Genomic DNA, 18,611 nt, shown 5'->3' with positions numbered 1-18,611 from the left:
ACAAGAGGGCGGTAGACGCTGGAACCGGGGGTGGGATGGGCAATGGCCGGGCTCGGGGCGGACGACCATCCACACGGCGCTGACCGGCTGTGCGAGGCCGGGGACCGGGTGTACTCCCGGGCCGTACGGCGCGGCCGCGTGCCGCGCTCCGACGCCGAACCGGTGCCCTGCCTGCTCGAACTCGCCCTGCTGCACCCGGACCCCGACGACATGGACTGGCTGGTGCCGACGGCACCGCAGGAGGTCATGACCCGGCTGCTGCGCGGGGTCCACGACGAGGTCAGCGCCAGCCAGCGGCGGGTGGGTGAGGCGGTCGCGGCGGTCGAGCGGTACGCGGGCCTCGGACCCAGTGTCGTGCCGGGTGCCGGCGAGGGGACCGCGATCCGGGTCCTCGACGGCCTGTCCCGCATCCAGGCCGCGATGGACGAGGCGACCGAGGCGTGCACCACGGAGGTCCTCACGGTCCAGCCCGGCGGCATCCGTCCCGAGCACGAACTGACGGAGGGCCTGCACCGGGCGCTGGCGCTGCGCGGCCGGGGCGTGCGGATGCGGGACCTGTACACCCATGTCGCCCGGCACGGCCAAGGGCTCCTGAACTACCTGGAGTTGATGGGCGGCGCGGTCCAGGCGCGGACGCTGGACGAGGTCATCGACCGGCTGATCCTCTTCGACCGCACGGTGGCCTTCATCCCCGCCAACGCCGACCGCACCCTCGCCCTGGAGCTACGGCACCCCGCGCTGGTGGAGTACCTGGTGACGGTCTTCGAGCGGCTGTGGCGCCTGGCGATCCCCCTCACCGCCCCGCTGCCCGACACCGGGATCGAGGGCATCTCCCACCGCGAGCAGTCCATCGCCGCGCTGCTGGCGGAAGGGCACCAGGACGCGGTGATCGCGGAACGCCTCGGGATAAGCGTCCGCACCTGCCGGGCCCACATCGCCCGGCTGTCGGAGACGCTCGGGGCGGCCAGCCGTACGCAACTGGGCGTGCGGATAGCGCAGGTGGGCCTGGACGGGCCGACGGCCGGGGTCGCCCCCGTCACGCTCCCCGGTCAAGAATCCCGGACCGCCAGATGAGGTGGCCGAGCTGGGCGCGGCTCTCGCTGCCGAGGGTGGCGGCGAGCTTGGCGATGTGGACGCGGGCGGTGCGGATGTTCATGCCGAGCCGGTCGGCGATGACGGCGTCGGTGTGGCCCTCCACGAGCAGTCCGGCGATGGCCCGTTGGCGCGGGGTGATGCCGTTGAGGCTCGGCCGGTGCACGGTCTGCGGATACATGGGCGTGGCCTGCCACCACAGCCGGTAGAAGGTGGCGGCCAGGAACTCCACCAGGGCCGGGTGCCGGACCTCCAGCGCGACCGTGCCGTCCTTGCCGGCGGGGATGAACGCGACGTCCCGGTCGGCGACGATGAGCCGGTCGGTGACCTCGTCCAGGGAACGGGCCTCGGCGTCGCCGCGCAGCTGCTCGTAGCGGGCGAGGACGAGCGGCATGTGGCGCTGGGTGTGCTGGTACAGGGTGCGGATACGGGCGCCGCGGTCGAGCAGCGCCTGGTCCCGGTCCATCGCCACGACCTGGGCGGCGGCGCCCCGGCTGTCGTTGTAGTGGACGTTGGGCTGCACACACAGCAGTTCGCCCTCGACGCCGGTCATGGCCTTGGTGATGGCCTCGTTGATGGGCCCGGTGCCGCTGATGGCCCGGATCGCCGGGTTCTCCGCTGCCGTACTGCGCCCGCCGATCCGCAGCAGCGGCGCGAACGCCTCGGCGAGCCGCTCCTGGCGTCGCCGCTCGTCCGCCGCACGGTCGGTGGTGGCGCGGAGCCTGCGGTGCAGGACCAGGGCGGGCGGTACGGGCTCCAGCCGGCCGGTGTCCCGGGCGTCGGGCCGCAGCAGCCCGGTGCCGACGAGACAGGGGACGGACGAGGCGTCCCGGCTGTCGATCCCGCCCTCCCGCAGGGCACGTTCGTAGACCTCGATGCCTTCCGGGCACGGGTCGTCCGGGCCGTGCTCCGGGTGTGCCGCCACCGTCGTCACGCGCCCGCCTCCTCCGGCCCGAGGATGCCGGACTGCCCGATGAGGTAGCCGAGCTGGGCGCGGCTCTCGCTGCCCAGCGTCGCGGCGAGCTTGGCGATGTGGACGCGGGCGGTGCGGATGTTCATGCCGAGCCGGTCGGCGATGACGGCGTCGGTGTGGCCCTCGATGAGCAGGGCGGCGATGGCCCGCTGGCGGGGGGTGATGCCGTTGCGCGTGGGCTGCTGGACCGCTTCGGGGTACATCGGGGTGGCCAGCCGCCACAGCCGGTCGAACGCGGTGACGAAGAAGGCGATCAGGGCCGGGTGGCGGATCTCCAGGGCGAGGGTGCGGTCCTTGTTGGCGGGGATGAAGGCCACGGTCCGGTCGACGATGATCAGACGCTCCGTCACCTCGTCCAGGCTGCGGGCCTCCACGTCGCCGTTCAGCCGCTCGTAGCGGGCCACGACGCTCGGCGCGTGGCGCAGGGTGTGCTGGTACAGGGTGCGGATACGGCCGCCGCGGTCGAGCAGCGCCTGGTCGCGGTCGAAGGCCTCGACATGCACGAAGGGCGGCGGCTCGGTGTGCCGGTCGCTGGTGTTCGGCTGGATGGACAGCAGCTCCGAGCTGTCGGCCATGGCCTGTCCGATGACCCGGCCGATGAGGTCGACGCCGCTGAGGACACTGATCATCGAGGAGTCACCGGCGCCCGTACGGCGGCCGTCGATCCGCATCAGGGGCTCGAACGTCTCGGTCAGCCGGGCCTCGCGCCGTCTCTCGTCCGCGACGCGCTCCTCCGCGATCCGCAGCATGCGGTGCAGGGCGACGGCCGGCGCGACCGGCTCCAGCCGCTCCGGGTCCGTGACGGCGGGATGCAGGAGCCCGAAGTCGAGCAGACAGGGCGCTTTTGCGGCGTCGGCGCCGGGCACGTACCCCTCGCGCAGGGCCCGTGCGTACAGCTCCGTCCCTGCCGCGCACAGGTTCTCCACGCCGTGCTCGGGGTGGGGCACCGGGGTCACTCGGTCTCTCCCTCCTGCTTGAGGATTCCTGACTCCGCGATGAGGTAGCCGAGCTGGGCGCGGCTCTCGCTGCCCAGCGTCGCGGCGAGCTTGGCGATGTGGACGCGGGCGGTGCGGATGTTCATGCCGAGGCGGTCGGCGATGACGGCGTCGGTGTGGCCCTCGACGAGGAGGGCGGCGATGGCTCGCTGGCGGGGGGTGATGCCGTTGAGGGTCGGCTGCTGCACGGCCTGGGGGTGCATGGGGGTGGCCAGCCGCCACAGGCGGTCGAAGGCGGTGGCGAGGAAGCCGACGATGGCGGGGTGGCGGATCTCCAGGGCGAGGGTGCGGTCCTGGTTGGCGGGGATGAAGGCGACCTCGCGCTCGACGACGATCAGCCGCTGGGTGACCTCGTCGAGGGTGCGGGCCTCGACGTCGCCGCGGAGGCGTTCGTAGCGGGCCAGGATGCTGGGGGCGTGCCGCTGGGTGTGCTGGTAGAGGGTGCGGATACGGCCGCCGCGGTCGAGCAGTTCCTGATCGCGGGCCAGCGCCTCGGCGTAGATCTCGGCAGGCGGGGTGTGATGGGTGTGGGGCTGGATGGTGAGCATCTCGCCCGAGGTGCCCGCCACGGTCCGCTCAATGGCCTCGCCGATACGGTCCAGACCGCTGAGGACACTGATCGTCGGCGTCTCCGCGGGTGCCGTGGACCGGGCGCCGACCCCCACCAGCGGCTCGAACATCGCGGCCAGCCGCTCCTCACGGCGCCGTTCGTCGGCGATGCGGTCCTCGACGCCGCGCAGCAGCCGGTGCAGGGCGAAGGCCGGGCTGACGGGCCGCAGCCACCGCAGGTCCCCGATGTCCGGTTGCAGCAGACCGAGGTCGACGAGACAGGGCGCCTGGTCCGCCTCCCCGGCGTCCACCCGGCCTTCGCGCAGCGCACGGGTGTACAGGTTCAGGCCCGCCGCGCACAATTCCTCGGTTCCGTGCGTGTGAGCCCCGGTCACGGGCGGCCGTCCCCCTGCGATGCCGAGTGACCCTGGTCGAGGATGCCCGACTGCGCGATGAGGAAGCCGAGCTGGGCGCGGCTGCCGCTGCCGAGGGCGGTCGCGAGCTTGGCGATGTGGGCGCGGCAGGTGCGTACGTTCATGCCCAGGCGCCGGGCGATCGCCTCGTCCACATGCCCTTCGACCAGGAGCTTGGCGATGGAGTGCTGGATGTCCGTGATGCCGTCCGGCGCGGTCTCGTAGGGGGCGCCGGCACTGAGCGGGACCGCCCGGCTCCACATGAACTCGAAGACCTTGACCAGATAGCCCACGAGACCCGGGTGCCGCAGCTCCAGGGCGACCTGCCGGTCGTCCCGGACGGGGATGAAGGCCACGGTCTCGTCGCAGATGATGAGCCGCTCCACCAGTTCGTCGATGGTGCGGTACTCCACCTTGCCGTCGGCGAACTGCTCCATGTAGGCCAGCCGCTCGGGGCTGTACCGGGCGACGTGCTGGTACAGGGTCCGGATGCGGACGCCGCGCTCGATGAGGGTCCTGTCCCGCTCCAGCCCTTCGATCAGCCGGTTCTCGGGACGCTGGCCCCGGCTCGGCTGGACCGTGAGCACCTCGGACTGGCACTGGGACGTCGCCAGGTCGAGCGCCGTGTTGATCCGGTCGAGCCCCTCCAGGACCGTGATCGAGTGCGCCGGTGCCACCTGCTGGGCGCTCAGGGACATGAACGGCTCGAAGGCGTCGGCCAGCTCGATCGACATCCGCCTGCGCTCGGTGATCTCGTGTTCCAGCGGGTTCAGTCGCTGGGCGAGCGCGACCGACGGCGGAACCGGGAGCATCCAGTTCGCGTCGTCCGGATCGGGGTGCAGGAGGGCGAACTCCAGCAGACAGGGAACCGACTCCGCGTCCGCACGCGAGACGCGTCCTGTCCGCAGAGCGTTGGCGTAAAGACGGCCACCTTCCTCACACAACTCGGTCACCGCATGGGGATGTGTCGCCTTAGTCCCATTCGCTACCAAATTTCCACCCCCCAGGGTCCTGAACATGCAGGAACATGATGCACCGTTCGTGTGGCCATGACGTGCCCGAATGAGCCATCGTCTTACTCGACGGGGGAAAAGGGGACTTTCAAGTGAGGACGAAGCCGACTATGCGTAACAGAATGCTTCGCTCGGTGCTTGTCGCCGCCTTCTCCGCCGTTGTGGCGCTCGGCGCGTTCGCCGGCCTCTCCGGTGCGAAGAGCGACGTTCATGGAGTGGGTGCCACCGGGACCGCGCAAACCGTGGTCGCCGGTGACGAGGTGCAGGCGTTCCCGGCGGACACGGTCTGGGACTGACATGACTACCCCACCCGACGACCGCTCCTTCCGCAGAGAAATGGCCACCGCCTACCGCTCCGGCTGGCACTTCATCGATCTCGTCACCGCGATCCCCCACCCCGGTGACTCGTTGATGGTGACTGTCTTCGGCGAACCGGTGGTCGTCACGCGCGACGAGGACGAGGACGTACGGGCGTACCGGTGTCTGCGGCGGCCTCGGGGGGCGCCGCAGCCCGTTCGGTGTGCCATCCGGTACGGAATGATCTTTGTGAACCTGGACCAACGAGACCATCGGCTGGTGGAACCGGAAACCCCCACTCCGCGGACCATCACAGCCACCCCCCGCAGTGCCTGACGCGATTCCCCCGTCGTAACAGATCGCTCAGGTGCTTCCCCCCGCAGCGGCGTCACCGTGACCTGAACACGGTGACGCCGCTGCAGTTTTGGGCGACATTTCGGCTTATCGGGCGGTTCCGCTCTGGCTCAGAAATGCCCCATCGCTCCCGTGAGTGAGATCTCGATGACCACCCGCTGCGGGTTCGGCGCCGGAGTGCGCTCATAGCGCTCGGCGTACCGCCGTACCGCCTCCGCCACCCGGTCCGGCTCGGTGCGGACGCGCGCCCGCCCTTCGAGCGTGGCCCAGTGCCGCCCCGCCACCTGGCACACCGCCACCGCCGCCCCGTCCTCGCCGGCCGCCAGCACGTGCCGTACCTTCGCGCTGGTCCGGTTGGTGATCACCCGGGCGAGACGGGCCTCCGGGTCGTACGTCACCCCGACGGGCACCACGTGCGGGGTGCCGTCCGGGCGGGGTGTCGTCAGTGTGCACAGATGCCGTTCGCGCCAGAAGCTGAGGAACGACGGGTCCGGGGCACCCGGATCCTGGGCGTAGGAGGTCATGCCGGGAAAGCTAGCCCCCCATTCCTCCCGTGGACCGCCTTGAGTGGAATAGACTCAACTTTATGTACGCTGACTGAGTCAGTACAGGAGTCGGTACAGGAGCGACAGCAGGAGGAGTACGGACACGTGGATGCCGAGCTGACCAACCGGAGCCGGGACGCGATCAACGCGGCCAGCAACCGGGCCGTGACCGAGGGACACCCGGACCTCACCCCCGCCCACCTGCTCCTCGCTCTGCTCCAGGGGCAGGACAACGAGAACATCGTCGATCTGCTCGCGGCCGCCGACGCCGACCAGGCCGCCGTGCGGGCCGGGGCCGAGAAGGTGCTCGGCTCGCTGCCCAGCGTGGCCGGGTCCACCGTCGCGCCCCCGCAGCCCAACCGCGACCTGCTCACCGTCATCGCCGACGCGCAGGCCCGCGCCAAGGACCTCGGTGACGAGTACCTGTCCACCGAGCACCTGCTCATCGGCATCGCCGCCAAGGGCGGACCGGCCGCCGAGGTGCTGACCGGGCAGGGTGCCACCCCGAAGAAGCTGATCGACGCCTTCCAGAAGGCCAGAGGAGGGCGCAGGGTGACCACCGCCGACCCCGAGGGGCAGTACAAGGCCCTGGAGAAGTTCGGGACCGACTTCACCGCCGCCGCGCGGGACGGCAAGCTCGACCCCGTCATCGGCCGCGACCAGGAGATCCGCCGGGTCGTCCAGGTCCTTTCCCGCCGTACGAAGAACAACCCCGTCCTCATCGGCGAGCCCGGCGTCGGCAAGACCGCCGTCGTCGAGGGGCTCGCCCAGCGGATCGTCAAGGGGGACGTGCCCGAGTCGCTCAAGGACAAGCGGCTCGTCGCGCTCGACCTCGGGGCGATGGTCGCCGGGGCGAAGTACCGCGGTGAGTTCGAGGAGCGCCTGAAGACGGTCCTGGCCGAGATCAAGGACTCCGACGGGCAGATCATCACCTTCATCGACGAGCTGCACACCGTCGTGGGCGCGGGCGCCGGCGGGGACTCCTCCATGGACGCCGGCAACATGCTGAAGCCGATGCTGGCGCGCGGTGAGCTGCGGATGGTCGGTGCCACGACCCTCGACGAGTACCGGGAGCGGATCGAGAAGGACCCCGCCCTGGAGCGCCGCTTCCAGCAGGTGCTGGTCGCCGAGCCCACCGTCGAGGACACCATCGCCATCCTGCGCGGCCTCAAGGGGCGTTACGAGGCCCACCACAAGGTCCAGATCGCCGACAGCGCGCTGGTGGCCGCCGCGACCCTCTCCGACCGGTACATCACCTCCCGCTTCCTGCCCGACAAGGCCATCGACCTCGTCGACGAGGCGGCCTCCCGGCTCCGCATGGAGATCGACTCCTCGCCCGTCGAGATCGACGAACTCCAGCGCGGGGTCGACCGGTTGAAGATGGAGGAGCTCGCGCTGGTCAAGGAGACCGACCCGGCCTCCCGTGAGCGCCTGGAGCGGCTGCGCCGCGACCTCGCCGACAAGGAGGAGGAGCTGCGGGGCCTGACCGCCCGCTGGGAGAAGGAGAAGCAGTCCCTCAACCGCGTCGGTGAACTGAAGGAGAAGCTGGACGAGCTGCGCGGCCAGGCCGAACGCGCCCAGCGCGACGGCGACTTCGACACCGCCAGCAAGCTGCTCTACGGCGAGATCCCCACCCTTGAGCGGGACCTGGAGGCCGCCTCCGAGGCCGAGGAGGAGGCCGCCAAGGACACCATGGTCAAGGAGGAGGTCGGCGCCGACGACATCGCCGACACCGTCGCCGCCTGGACCGGCATCCCGGCCGGCCGCCTCCTGGAGGGCGAGACGCAGAAACTCCTGCGCATGGAGGAGGAGTTGGGCAAGCGGCTGATCGGCCAGAGCGAGGCCGTGCAGGCCGTCTCCGACGCCGTCCGCCGCACCCGGGCCGGGATCGCCGACCCCGACCGGCCCACCGGCTCCTTCCTCTTCCTCGGCCCCACCGGCGTCGGCAAGACCGAACTCGCCAAGGCGCTCGCCGACTTCCTCTTCGACGACGAGCGGGCGATGGTCCGCATCGACATGAGCGAGTACGGCGAGAAGCACACCGTCTCCCGGCTCGTCGGCGCGCCTCCCGGCTACGTCGGCTACGAGGAGGGCGGCCAGTTGACGGAAGCCGTCCGCAGGCGGCCGTACAGCGTGGTGCTGCTCGACGAGGTGGAGAAGGCCCACCCGGAGGTCTTCGACATCCTGCTCCAGGTGCTGGACGACGGGCGTCTGACGGACGGTCAGGGACGTACGGTCGACTTCCGCAACGCGATCCTGGTGCTGACGTCCAACCTGGGCAGCCAGTTCCTGGTCGACCCGATCACCAGCGAGACGGAGAAGAAGGAACAGGTCCTGGAGGTGGTCCGGGCCTCCTTCAAGCCGGAGTTCCTCAACCGGCTCGACGACCTGGTCGTCTTCTCCGCCCTCACCAAGGACGAGCTCGGCCGGATCGCGCGGCTCCAGATCGACCGGCTCGCCCAGCGCCTCGCCGAGCGCCGGCTCACCCTGGAGATCACCGACGCGGCCCTGGACTGGCTCGCCGTCGAGGGCATGGACCCGGCCTACGGCGCCCGCCCGCTGCGCCGCCTCGTGCAGACCGCGATCGGCGACCGGCTCGCCAAGGAGATCCTGTCCGGCGAGGTCAAGGACGGCGACACGGTCCGGGTGGACGCCTTCGGCGACGGGCTGATCGTGGGCCCGGCGACCGGCAAGACGCTCTGAGGACGAGGGTGAGGAGGGGGCGGCGCCCCCTCCTCACCGCCTGAACGCCTCGAACCGCACCTCGGACCAGTTGCGGCTGTCGTGGGTGATCTCGATCTGTACAAAGGCCCGCTCTCCGGCGACCGGATCCGCGTTCAGGCACGCGTCGACCTGGGCGTCGCCGCACTGCGTGGTCCGCAGTTTCGGCCCCTGCGGGAAGCCGGCCGCCACCCAGGCGTCGATCTCGCCGCGCGGCATCAGGAAACGCGCCTCGTAGCGGGGTTCCGGCCCGGCCTGGAGCCCGCACCAGGTGTCGCGCGTCCCCGCCGGCAGCTTCGCCCCGCCGAAGGCCAGGGCCTCGGCGCACGAGGTCTCCTTCACGTCCGGCGCGACCGAGTCGTCCGTGAAGAACCAGGCGACCACCAACGCGACCAGGGCCGCCACCACCAGCGTCGGCACGGCCAGGATCGCCAGGAAGACCCCCCATCTGGTCCTGCCGGGCACCCTCTGTTCCACCGGTGTTCCGGTCTGCGTCGCGGTCATGTCCTCCCCGTTTCCTCGGCCCTCGTTTTCCGTGGCTGACCGGATCATGTCAGCCCTGGGAGGACAGGGTCCGTCGGGGCTTGCCACCCCCCTCCCTGGATGGGGGAGGATGGCGGAATCCGTACGAAGGGAAATTCACGGTGACCATCGACCCGTCCTCGATTCCGAACTTCGGGGGCCAGCCCGAGCCGCAGCAAGGACCGGCGGGCCCCGTCGTCCCGGATCAGGATCTTGTGAAGCAGCTCCTCGACCAGATGGAGCTGAAGTATGTCGTCGACGACGAGGGTGACCTCGCGGCGCCGTGGGAGCAGTTCCGTACGTATTTCATGTTCCGCGGCGAGGCCGACCAGCAGGTCTTCTCGGTACGGACGTTCTACGACCGCCCCCACCAGATCGACGAGAAGCCGCAGCTGCTCGAGTCGATCGACGACTGGAACCGCCGCACCCTGTGGCCCAAGGTCTACAGCCACACCCATGACGACGGCACCGTCCGTCTGATCGGCGAGGCGCAGATGCTCATCGGCACCGGCGTCGCCCTGGAGCACTTCGTCTCCTCGACCGTGAGCTGGGTGCGCGCCGCCATCGAGTTCGACAAGTGGCTCGTCGAACAGCTCGGCCTCGAGGAGGACGTCAACGACGCGGAGAAGCCCGAGGACGACGAGTAGGCGTCCTCCCGCTCGCGCGGGCGCATCGGCTGTGACGACCCGATACGCGCCGTAACCGAACGAGAGCCCGGCCCGGGCACCGGCCACCACGGCCGCGCGTCCGGGCCGGGCTCTCGTCGTCCGCGCCGGTCGGTCGCCCGGCGGCACCGGTGCCTTTCGGCGGGCGTGGCGGCCGTCCACAGGCTGTGGGTAACCCTGTTTCAGAGCGCCCGCGAGGCCAGTCCGTGCAGGGCCCGCGAGGCCGGCCGCACGGCTCCCGTCACCCGTCCGAGTGACCGGCTTGCAGCGCGGGATTCGGGCGGTTACGTTCGCCGCGACAACCGCACACAGACTTCGGCCCCCGCCGGGACTGCAATCCCGAACGAGGGCCTGACCGATCAGGAAGAGAACAGCTTCCCGATGGCTGACCCGCAGTCTAACGCGCCCTCGCGCGCCGACGCCGGAGCTCCGACCTCCGGCGTGATCCACGTCCGCACCCGCCTCACGGCCGACTTCACGGTGCTCTCCAACGCCCTCGCCCAGCGGCGCGGCAGCGCGGTCACGGTCGGCGTCGCGGCGTACATCTCCTCGCTGCCCGACGGCACCCCCGTGACCATCCCGGCCCTGTGCCAGCACTTCAGTGAGGGCGAGATCCTGATCTCGCGGGCGCTCAGGGAGCTGGAAGCGGCCGGGTACCTGGAGCGCCGCCGCGAGCGAACGCGCACCGGGCACGTCCGTACCCGCACGTACTTCTACGACGTCCCCGGCGGCGGTCCGGACCCGGCCCCGGACCCGGACGGTCCCCCCGAGCCACCGAAGCCGCGTAGACCCCGAAAGCAGGGCGCTGCTGCGGTCACACCCGCATCCGCGCCCGCTGAGGAAACGGCGGCCGCGCCCGTATCGGCCCAGGCGGGGGCAGCGGACCCGCTCGCCGACGCCGACCCCCGAGCCGTCGCGGTACTCACAGCCCTGCGCCGGATCGACCCCCGCTGAGCAGGTGGACGCGCTCTGCCGGGCCGTGGTGCACCTTGCCGCCTGAGTTCTTCCTCGACCGGAACCTCGGTCGCCGTGTCGCGGAAGCGCTGAGAGCCTGCGGGTGGACGGTTCACCGCATCGGGGCATCTTTCCTGACGACGGGCAGGATGTTCCGGACGAGAGTGGATCACTTACGGTCCATCGGGCCGTCGAGAAGGGCGGCCCGGCGGCCTACGCCGTACGGCACGACCGCGTTGAGCGCACCTGGCCGTGACGGGAGGGCGTGGCGGGCGCCCGGCGCCCGTCCACAGCCTGTGGGCGGGCGCCCGCTTTCCATGTGCTCCGTTTCAGCTCACGGTTGTCCGCAGGCTGGTCGGGGCCGTCCCGGCGTCTCGGATCAGCTGACCCTGACCGTCCAGGACGAGGAGTACGAGTTCGTCAGATCGGTCGTGCCCGGGCGGTAGACCCGGAGCGTCCACGTCCCCGTGTGCGAGAAGGTGATCCTCGCCGTGGCCTTGCCCGTGGTGGAGAGGGTGGCGCTGGTGAGGGTCACCCATGTGCCGTCCTTCTTGCGGGCCTGGAAGCGCAGTGCGGTCCCCTTGACGTAGGGGGAGCTGAGCGCGGTGTAGGACACGGGCTTGTTGTGGACCGCGGTGGTGGCCGGTCTGCTGACCGTGAGCACGGCCTTGACGTGCGAGGTCAGCGTCGTGCTGGTCGAGGACGCCCACGCCAGGTTCTTGGCCGCGGTGACGGCGCGCCAGGTGCCGTTGTACCGGGCGGTCGTGGCGTAGGAGGCCTTGCCGGTGCTGTCCGCGGCGACGGTCGCCCGGGTCTTCCAGACGGTGGTCCCCGCCTGCCTGTACTGGAAACTGACCTTGGCGCCGGCCGCGGGCTTGGCGCCGGTCCGGGTCACGGTGGCGGTGAAGGTCGCCGTGCGGCCGTAGGTGCTGGTGGCCGGGCCGGTCAGCTTGGTCGTCGTGGCGGCCAGGACGCGGAGCGGCATGCTGCTGACGGTGGTGTCGCCGAACTGGGAGACGATGGTCAGCGTGACCTCGTGCACCCCGGGGGCCGCGGCCTTCCAGGTGCCGGAGGGCTGCGCGGGGTAGCCGCCGGTGGCGACCGCCGTGCCGTCGACGTCGATGGTCCAGTGCTCGGCCCGGCTGACGCCGTCGGCGGCGGATGTCGTGGCGGCCAACTTCCAGCTGCTGCCCGTCACCGGGAAGTCCTGGAAGCCGCTCGTCCAGGTCGGCGTGGTCTCGGACACCACCCGCACCGGCAGGTCCACCCGGCCGTGGGCGCCGCGGTTGTCCACCGAGTCGAACGTCAACGTGTGGGTGCCGTAGGGGAGTTGATCGACGTCGGCGATGAAGCCGTCCGTGTTTCCCTGGTAGGTGTAGGCGCCGACCGGCGTCGTCGTCAGCGCCTTGCCGTCGAGCGACACGGTGGTGCTGACCGGGTAGGCGTAGTTCAGGTTGGACGGGAACGTCTTGTTGAGCGCCGGCGGGTAGGCGTAGTCGACGATCACCGGCGTCTTGTCCGGGCGGATGACGGTGCCGAGCTTCGGCGTGATGGTGAAACCGTGGTCGACCACGGTGACGGCCGGGACCGGGGAGCCCGCGTGGCCGTCCTTGTCGTAGGCCACGACGTAGAGGTCTCCGGCGTACAGGCCGGCCGGGACCGCGCTCGTGTCCAGCGTGGTGGTCCACGTCGCGCCGCTGTCCGGGGCGGTCAGGTCGACGGGAGCGGGCCAGGCCGTTCTGGGGCTGAAGTACCGTACGCGCGCAACGCCGTTGTCGCCGGTCGCGGTGGCTCGCAGCGACAACTCGCCGTCCGCGGACAGGCCCACGGGCTTGTAGGTGGTCCAGGCGTCGTCGCCGGGAAGGTCGGGCAGGGTGACGACCGGCCGGTTGTTGTCGACGGTGACGGCGGCGTCGGCCATGACGGTCCGCGGGCGAGGGCTGTCCACCTCCACGTGGACGGAGTTCGCGCCGTCGTTCACCAGCGGCGCGGCCACCCCGTTCGCGGCACCCCCGAACTGCTGGGTGGCGGCGGTGTCCAGGGTCGCGTGCAGGGTGCAGGAGGGCAGGCACTGTCCCGGGCTCAGGGTGAAGGTCTGCTTGACCGTGCCGGTGCCCTGGTATTGGTTGCCGCCGGTGATGCTGACCACGGCGTCGGTCGGCTCGTCGTCCGGGTCCGCGTGCACCGTGAAGGTGACATCCGTCGTGCCGGTGACGGTCTGTCCGGCGCTGACCGTGCCGTCCCCTCCGGCGTCCGAGGAGATGCCGTCGAACGTGACCACGGCACCTGTGTCGTCCGCGACAGCGGTCGGCGCGAGTGCGACGGCGCACAGCACAGCGGTACTCGCAGCAACGGTGAGCGATCTGACAGATCGGGATATACCCACTTCTCTCCTCCTCGGCCTGCCCCTGGCTCGGCGGAAGGCGGAGCGCGGACCGCCCCCAGGTCACCGGGTACGGGTGAGGAGTGGGCGGCAGGAGTGGCAGCAGCGTGAAGATCGTGAAGCGGCTCAGAACCGCGTGTCAAGAAACTCGCCGTTTGTCCCAAGGGGTGGAAGAAGTCCTTCTCGCCGAAGGGCGCCGGGGTCGGTGGTGATGAAGTATGTGCCGTCCCACAACGCACTCCCGGGAGGGGCCGAGAAATGGTGATGGTGACGCGAGTGACGAGGCCGCGCGTACTTGTCGGCGTCTCCACGCTGCTCATGGCGATGTCCGCTTGTGGCTCGTCCCCGGCGTGTGGCGGCGTGGGCGTCGTCGCCGGTGTCGGCGTGTACGTCGTGCACGAGGGGCACGGAGATCTCGCCGGGGCCTGGGCGGAACTGTGCGCGAAGGGCGAGTGCGTCAAGGACCGGCTGCCCGACGAGGACATCACGAGCGTCGACCTGCCGCTGCCGGACGACGTGGGCCCCGACATCGGCTCCGTGCGCCTGCGGATCACCCGCCAGGGCGCTGACAGACCTCTCATCGACGTCTCGGCCGAGAAGAGGCTCACCCACCAGTCCGACGGTTGCGGCGGCGGTGTCTACAACGGGTCACTCGCCTTCACCATGGAAGAGGGACTGACGGCCGAGGTCCCGCAGAGCGTCGCGGTGGCCTGGCACCGGCAGGTCATGGACCGGGCCACCGCTGAAGGGGCGTGAGTTCAGGGCGCCAGCCGTCGCAGCCGGTCGGCGGCCTCGCGGAGGACGTCGTCCTTCTTGCAGAACGCGAACCGCACGAACGGCGCCCCCGCCTCCCGGTGGTCGTAGAAGACCGCGTTCGGGATGGCGACGACGCCCGCGCGCTCGGGCAGGGCGCGGCAGAAGGCGAAGCCGTCGCTCTCGCCGAGGGGACGGATGTCGGTGGTGATGAAGTAGGTGCCGGCGGGCTTGAAGACCTCGAAGCCCGCGTCGGCCAGACCGGCGGCCAGCAGGTCGCGCTTGGCCAGCATGTCCTTGCGGAAGGCGTCGAAATACGAGTCCGGCAGGCTCAGCGCCTCGGCGACCGCGTACTGGAACGGGCCGGAGGACACGTACGTGAGGAACTGCTTCGCCGAGCGGACCGCCGAGACCAGGGCGGGCGTGGACGTGATCCAGCCGACCTTCCAGCCGGTGAAGGAGAAGGTCTTGCCGGCCGAGCCGATCGAGACCGTGCGCTCCCGCATCCCCGGGAAGCTCGCCAAAGGCAGGTGCTCGGCCTCGTCGAACACCAGGTGCTCGTACACCTCGTCCGTGACCACCAGCAGGTCCCGCTCCACGGCCAGCTCGGCGATCGCGGTGAGCTCCTCGCGGGTGAGGACCGTGCCGGTGGGGTTGTGCGGGGTGTTGATGAGCAGGAGGCGGGTCCGGTCGGTGACCGCGGCGCGCAGTTCGTCGAGGTCCAGGCGGAAGCTCGCACCCCCCTCGAACTGGGGGCGCAGGGTGACCGGGACCCTCGTCCCGCCCGCCATCGCGATGCAGGCCGCGTAGGAGTCGTAGTACGGCTCGAACGCGACGACCTCGTCACCCGGCTCGACCAGGGCGAGCAGGGCCGCCGCGATGGCCTCCGTGGCGCCGGCCGTGACCAGGACCTCGGTGTCGGGGTCGTAGGACAGGCCGTAGCGGCGCTCCTGGTGCGCGGCGACCGCGGTACGCAGCTCCGGGACGCCGGGACCCGGCGGGTACTGGTTGCCGCGTCCGTCGCGCAGCGCCCGCACGGCCGCCTCCCTGACCTCCTCGGGGCCGTCCGTGTCGGGGAAGCCCTGGCCCAGGTTGATCGAGCCGGTCCGCAGGGCTAGGGCGGACATCTCGGCGAAGATCGTCGTCCCGAACTCGGCGAGACGGCGGTTGAGCAGGGGGCGCGCGGTGGAGGTCATGCCGGTCATCCTGCGCCCAAGCTCTGGAGTTCCTCAACTCTGCTTTGGCCCGTGAGACGGAGGGGCATCTCCAGCTCACGCAACCGGTGAGGCGCCCACGGGGGGTCGCTTCGGGGGGTAAGGGAAGGAGGGTGGCGCCATGGTCATCGGCATCATCCTGTTGGTCTTCGTGGTCGTGTTCCTGGTGGGCGTGGCCGCTGTCGTGTCCAGGAACGGCCAGACGCGCCGCCGGGTACGGGCCGCCGGTGGCGGCGGCGCCGCGGGCAGCGACAGCTGGTGGGTCGGCGGCGGCGGAGGCGGGTCGGACTCCGGGAGCAGCGGCCACCACGGCGGCCACCACGGCGGTCACCACGGTGGTCACGACGGGGGACACTCCGGCGGTCACTCGTGCGGTGGCGGGCACTCCTGCGGCGGCGGGTCGTCCTGTGGTGGCGGGTCGTCCTGCGGCGGCGGGGGCGGATGCGGGGGAGGCAGCTGACACGGGGCAGCTGAGCTCCGGCAGGGGGAACCGCATCCGAAAACGGGGGAGCGGGGGAAAGCGGGGGCGTGCGGCCGGACCTGGGTCGGGCCGCACGCCCCCGCTTGTCGCTTTTTCACTCCGGTGCTCCGGCGCACGCTCCGGCCGCCATGGCGCACGCCGTGGTTGAACAGTTGAGCTGGGGAGCCCACGGAGGGATGGAAACCCCACGAAGTTGGGTAAAAACGCTGTGGTGGCGCCACCGTTCATGATTCCCTCTAAAACACCACGCAGCCCCTCGGACGTCCTACGGACACCTCCTGACCTCCCGACTGGGCTGACCGGGCCGATCCCCCCACAGTCGCCCGGGTGTGCCGGAACCCCACACCACCCTTTCTTTGCGTGCCAGCGGAGCCGACCCATGCTCACGACCCTGAACACCTCGTACACCGACACGCGCGCGGCCGACCTCGCCTGGGCCCTGGGGCGGGAGCCGTTGCCCGCCCTCGCCACGCTCGACCTCGAAATCGCCGGGGCGAAGCTTCAGTTGAGACTCCTCGGCGCGTCCCACCAAGTGCTCCTGGAGGAGGACCGCGGCACGTGCTCGGAGACGGTGGCGTGCATCGCCGGAAGCAGTACGCCGCTGCCGCTCGGTGTGGCCAAGCGGGTGGATGACTGGGAGTACGAGTTCGCCGCGCGCGTCGAGGCGCTGTCGCCGGGTCAGTTCGCGGGCCGGGCACAGGAGTTGCTGGCACTGGTGTCCGACCATCCGAACGGACTCGCCGGGGTCTTTCCCGGCAGCCCGCACGCGTTCACGGCGATGCTGGCCCAGCGGTACGACGGCCAGGTGCACTGGCGGACCTGGCACGCGTACCCGCAGGACGGGCAGTTGGTGGCCACGCGGACGCGCGTCGGGGCCCGGGTTCCGGTGGGGACGCCGGGCTGAGCCACGCAAACCCCTGTCTCCCGAACTACCCCCCGGTTCCACACGTGTGGGTGACGAAGCGTGCCGTAGCCGTGACGTAACGTCGCACCGTGATCGAGTCGCACGCCCCCGCCCCGCCCAGTGCTCCGCCGCCCTGGGCCGGGCCCGCGAGGCTGCCGGTCCGCCCCGGCACGGGCCGGTTCCTCGTCCTCGCCTGTGTCTTCGTCTGCGCGGCCTGCGGACTGGTGTACGAGCTCGAACTGGTCTCCCTCGCCTCGTACTTGACCGGCGACCCGGTCACCCAGACCTCCGTGGTGCTGTCCGTCATGGTCTTCGCGATGGGCATCGGCTCGCTCGCCGCGAAGGGGCTGCGCCGGCACGCGGCGGCCGCCTTCGGCGCCCTGGAGGCGCTGCTCGCGCTGGTCGGCGGGTGCAGCGCGATGACGCTGTACGCCGTGTTCGCGTGGACCGGCGACTGGGGCGGACTGTGGGCGAGCGGTCCGCGCTGGCTCCTGGTCGCCTTCTCCCTCGCCATCGGTCTGCTCATCGGCGCCGAAGTCCCCCTGCTGATGGAGCTGACCCAGCGCATCCGCCGCCAGGACGCGGGCGGCGCGGTGGCCGACCTGTTCGCGGCGGACTACGTCGGCGCGCTGGTCGGCGGCCTCGCCTTCCCCTTCCTCCTGCTGCCGCTGCTGGGCCAGTTGACCGGCGCGATGCTCACCGGCGCGGTCAACGCGGTCGCGGGCGCCGCCCTGGTCCTCGGTCTGTTCCGCCGCTACCTGACCCGCCGGGCCCGCTGGCTGCTGCTGGCCGCCAACCTCGCCGTGCTCGGCGTCCTCGCCACCGCCGCCGTACTCGTCGACGACTTCGAGCGGGCCGCGCGGGAGGCGGTCTACGGCGACGACGTACGCGTCGCCCTGCAGACCGGTGTCCAGGAGGTCGTGCTCACCGGCGGCACCGGCGGCCACCCCCTCGACCTGTACCTCGACGGCCGCCTCCGGGTCAGCGGCCGCGACGAGCACCGCTATCACGGGGCACTCGTCCACCCCGCGATGAGCGGCCCCCACGCGCGCGTGCTCGTCCTCGGCGGCGGCGACGGCCTCGCCGCCCGCGAGGTGCTCAGGTACCCCGGTGTACGGCGGGTCGACATCGTGGCCCTCGACCCCGCCGTGGTCGGCCTGGCCCGCCGCGACCCCGCGCTGTCCCGGCTCAACGGCCATGTCTACGGCGACCCGCGCGCCCACGTGACCACGGCGGACGCCTTCCGTCTGCTGCGGACCGCGGCGCCCGGGACGTCGTACGACGTGGTGATCGCCGATCTGCCCGACCCCGGTGTCACCGCGAGCACCAAGCTGTACTCGCAGGAGTTCTACGGCCTCGTCCGCCGCGTCCTGGCCCCCGACGGCCGTCTCGTCGTGCACGCGGGCCCGGTCTCCTCCCGCCCCCGGGTCTTCTGGACGGTGGACGCGACCCTGCGCGCGGCGGGCCTGCGCACCACGCCCTACCGCGTCGGCGGCCGCCACTCCGGCCCCGACGCGGGCCCCGACCGCACGGACGGCCTGTACCGGGCCCCCCGCGACTGGGGCTTCGTGCTGGCCGCGCGCGAAGCGCGCCCGGTGCCGGCCCCGGACCCGCGGGGGCCCTTCACCCGGGAGTGGCTGGAGGCGGCGGAGCGGGCGGCGCAGCCGACGCGGGTCAGGGGGCTCGCGCCCTCCACGTTGGTGCATCCGCGCTACTGAGACCGGCGGGCGCGGTCACTTTCCCTCAACGGGGGTGCATGACCGCCGCCCCTGGGTAGGCTCGG

At 71.3% G+C, this 18,611-nt stretch carries 17 protein-coding genes and 1 pseudogene; 10 read left to right on the top strand and 8 right to left on the bottom strand.

Going from position 1 to position 18,611, the window contains the following annotated elements:
• Positions 1-42: 42 nt before the first annotated feature.
• Positions 43-1,074 (top strand): LuxR C-terminal-related transcriptional regulator, encoded by a 1,032-nt coding sequence (locus tag ACFYZ8_RS21855; protein WP_388537724.1) that lies wholly within the window; start codon positions 43-45, stop codon positions 1,072-1,074.
• On the opposite strand, the gene ACFYZ8_RS21850 is transcribed toward ACFYZ8_RS21855, so the two are convergent.
• The 4 genes from ACFYZ8_RS21850 to ACFYZ8_RS21835 are packed head-to-tail and all read right to left on the bottom strand — an operon-like array spanning position 1,037 to position 5,041.
• Positions 1,037-2,026, bottom strand: a complete 990-nt coding sequence (locus tag ACFYZ8_RS21850; protein WP_388537722.1) for a LuxR C-terminal-related transcriptional regulator — start codon at positions 2,024-2,026, stop codon at positions 1,037-1,039. The genes ACFYZ8_RS21855 and ACFYZ8_RS21850 overlap by 38 nt on opposite strands.
• Positions 2,023-3,021, bottom strand: a complete 999-nt coding sequence (locus ACFYZ8_RS21845; protein WP_359039863.1) for a helix-turn-helix transcriptional regulator — start codon at positions 3,019-3,021, stop codon at positions 2,023-2,025. The genes ACFYZ8_RS21850 and ACFYZ8_RS21845 overlap by 4 nt, the downstream gene beginning before the upstream one ends.
• Positions 3,018-4,004 (bottom strand): helix-turn-helix transcriptional regulator, encoded by a 987-nt coding sequence (locus tag ACFYZ8_RS21840; protein WP_388537721.1) that lies wholly within the window; start codon positions 4,002-4,004, stop codon positions 3,018-3,020. The genes ACFYZ8_RS21845 and ACFYZ8_RS21840 overlap by 4 nt, the downstream gene beginning before the upstream one ends.
• Complete coding sequence (locus tag ACFYZ8_RS21835) at positions 4,001-5,041, bottom strand: helix-turn-helix transcriptional regulator (RefSeq protein WP_359039859.1); 1,041 nt, start codon at positions 5,039-5,041, stop codon at positions 4,001-4,003. The genes ACFYZ8_RS21840 and ACFYZ8_RS21835 overlap by 4 nt, the downstream gene beginning before the upstream one ends.
• 128 nt (positions 5,042-5,169) lie before the next feature.
• Here ACFYZ8_RS21835 and ACFYZ8_RS21830 point away from each other — a divergent pair, with 128 nt between their 5' ends.
• Together ACFYZ8_RS21830 and ACFYZ8_RS21825 are read left to right on the top strand one after the other, a co-directional pair.
• Positions 5,170-5,331 carry a hypothetical protein gene (locus ACFYZ8_RS21830; RefSeq protein WP_359039921.1) on the top strand — a complete coding sequence of 54 codons (162 nt, stop codon included), beginning with the start codon at positions 5,170-5,172 and terminating at the stop codon, positions 5,329-5,331.
• A gap of 1 nt (position 5,332) precedes the next feature.
• On the top strand, positions 5,333-5,668 hold the full coding sequence (locus ACFYZ8_RS21825) for a hypothetical protein (protein WP_359039857.1): 336 nt from the start codon (positions 5,333-5,335) through the stop codon (positions 5,666-5,668).
• A gap of 128 nt (positions 5,669-5,796) precedes the next feature.
• On the opposite strand, the gene ACFYZ8_RS21820 is transcribed toward ACFYZ8_RS21825, so the two are convergent.
• Positions 5,797-6,210: a pyridoxamine 5'-phosphate oxidase family protein gene (locus ACFYZ8_RS21820; RefSeq protein WP_388537718.1), complete on the bottom strand. Its 414-nt coding sequence runs from the start codon at positions 6,208-6,210 to the stop codon at positions 5,797-5,799.
• Positions 6,211-6,336: 126 nt separating this feature from the next.
• Between ACFYZ8_RS21820 and clpB the strand changes: the two genes are divergently transcribed.
• Entirely contained in the window at positions 6,337-8,934 is a 2,598-nt protein-coding gene (gene clpB / locus ACFYZ8_RS21815; protein ID WP_388537717.1) for an ATP-dependent chaperone ClpB, read from the top strand.
• A 33-nt stretch (positions 8,935-8,967) separates the two neighbouring features.
• Here clpB and ACFYZ8_RS21810 read toward each other — a convergent pair whose 3' ends face one another.
• Positions 8,968-9,456 carry a hypothetical protein gene (locus tag ACFYZ8_RS21810; protein ID WP_388537716.1) on the bottom strand — a complete coding sequence of 163 codons (489 nt, stop codon included), beginning with the start codon at positions 9,454-9,456 and terminating at the stop codon, positions 8,968-8,970.
• A 140-nt stretch (positions 9,457-9,596) separates the two neighbouring features.
• Here ACFYZ8_RS21810 and ACFYZ8_RS21805 point away from each other — a divergent pair, with 140 nt between their 5' ends.
• Together ACFYZ8_RS21805 and ACFYZ8_RS21800 are read left to right on the top strand one after the other, a co-directional pair.
• Entirely contained in the window at positions 9,597-10,121 is a 525-nt protein-coding gene (locus ACFYZ8_RS21805; protein ID WP_359039728.1) for a YbjN domain-containing protein, read from the top strand.
• Between the two features lie 399 nt (positions 10,122-10,520).
• Positions 10,521-11,090, top strand: a pseudogene (locus tag ACFYZ8_RS21800) (hypothetical protein); the annotation flags it as partial.
• Between the two features lie 382 nt (positions 11,091-11,472).
• On the opposite strand, the gene ACFYZ8_RS21795 reads toward ACFYZ8_RS21800, so the two are convergent.
• On the bottom strand, positions 11,473-13,374 hold the full coding sequence (locus tag ACFYZ8_RS21795; protein WP_388537714.1) for a hypothetical protein: 1,902 nt from the start codon (positions 13,372-13,374) through the stop codon (positions 11,473-11,475).
• A gap of 378 nt (positions 13,375-13,752) precedes the next feature.
• Between ACFYZ8_RS21795 and ACFYZ8_RS21790 the strand changes: the two genes are divergently transcribed.
• Positions 13,753-14,232: a hypothetical protein gene (locus ACFYZ8_RS21790; protein ID WP_388537712.1), complete on the top strand. Its 480-nt coding sequence runs from the start codon at positions 13,753-13,755 to the stop codon at positions 14,230-14,232.
• Positions 14,233-14,234: 2 nt separating this feature from the next.
• Here the strand turns inward: ACFYZ8_RS21790 and ACFYZ8_RS21785 are convergent, their stop codons facing one another.
• Positions 14,235-15,434 (bottom strand): pyridoxal phosphate-dependent aminotransferase, encoded by a 1,200-nt coding sequence (locus ACFYZ8_RS21785; RefSeq protein ID WP_359039782.1) that lies wholly within the window; start codon positions 15,432-15,434, stop codon positions 14,235-14,237.
• A 130-nt stretch (positions 15,435-15,564) separates the two neighbouring features.
• On the opposite strand from ACFYZ8_RS21785, the gene ACFYZ8_RS21780 reads away from it, so the two are divergent.
• The 3 genes from ACFYZ8_RS21780 (at position 15,565) to ACFYZ8_RS21770 (ending at position 18,546) form a co-directional block, all read left to right on the top strand.
• Positions 15,565-15,903 carry a hypothetical protein gene (locus ACFYZ8_RS21780; protein ID WP_388537710.1) on the top strand — a complete coding sequence of 113 codons (339 nt, stop codon included), beginning with the start codon at positions 15,565-15,567 and terminating at the stop codon, positions 15,901-15,903.
• A gap of 400 nt (positions 15,904-16,303) precedes the next feature.
• Positions 16,304-16,828: a DUF2617 family protein gene (locus tag ACFYZ8_RS21775; protein ID WP_388537708.1), complete on the top strand. Its 525-nt coding sequence runs from the start codon at positions 16,304-16,306 to the stop codon at positions 16,826-16,828.
• Between the two features lie 89 nt (positions 16,829-16,917).
• On the top strand, positions 16,918-18,546 hold the full coding sequence (locus ACFYZ8_RS21770; RefSeq protein WP_388537706.1) for a polyamine aminopropyltransferase: 1,629 nt from the start codon (positions 16,918-16,920) through the stop codon (positions 18,544-18,546).
• Positions 18,547-18,611: the final 65 nt, after the last annotated feature.

This window comes from Streptomyces sp. NPDC001668, from assembly GCF_042893155.1.
Taxonomy (GTDB): Bacteria; Actinomycetota; Actinomycetes; order Streptomycetales; family Streptomycetaceae; genus Streptomyces.
This window is presented reverse-complemented; position numbering and strand designations above follow the sequence as displayed.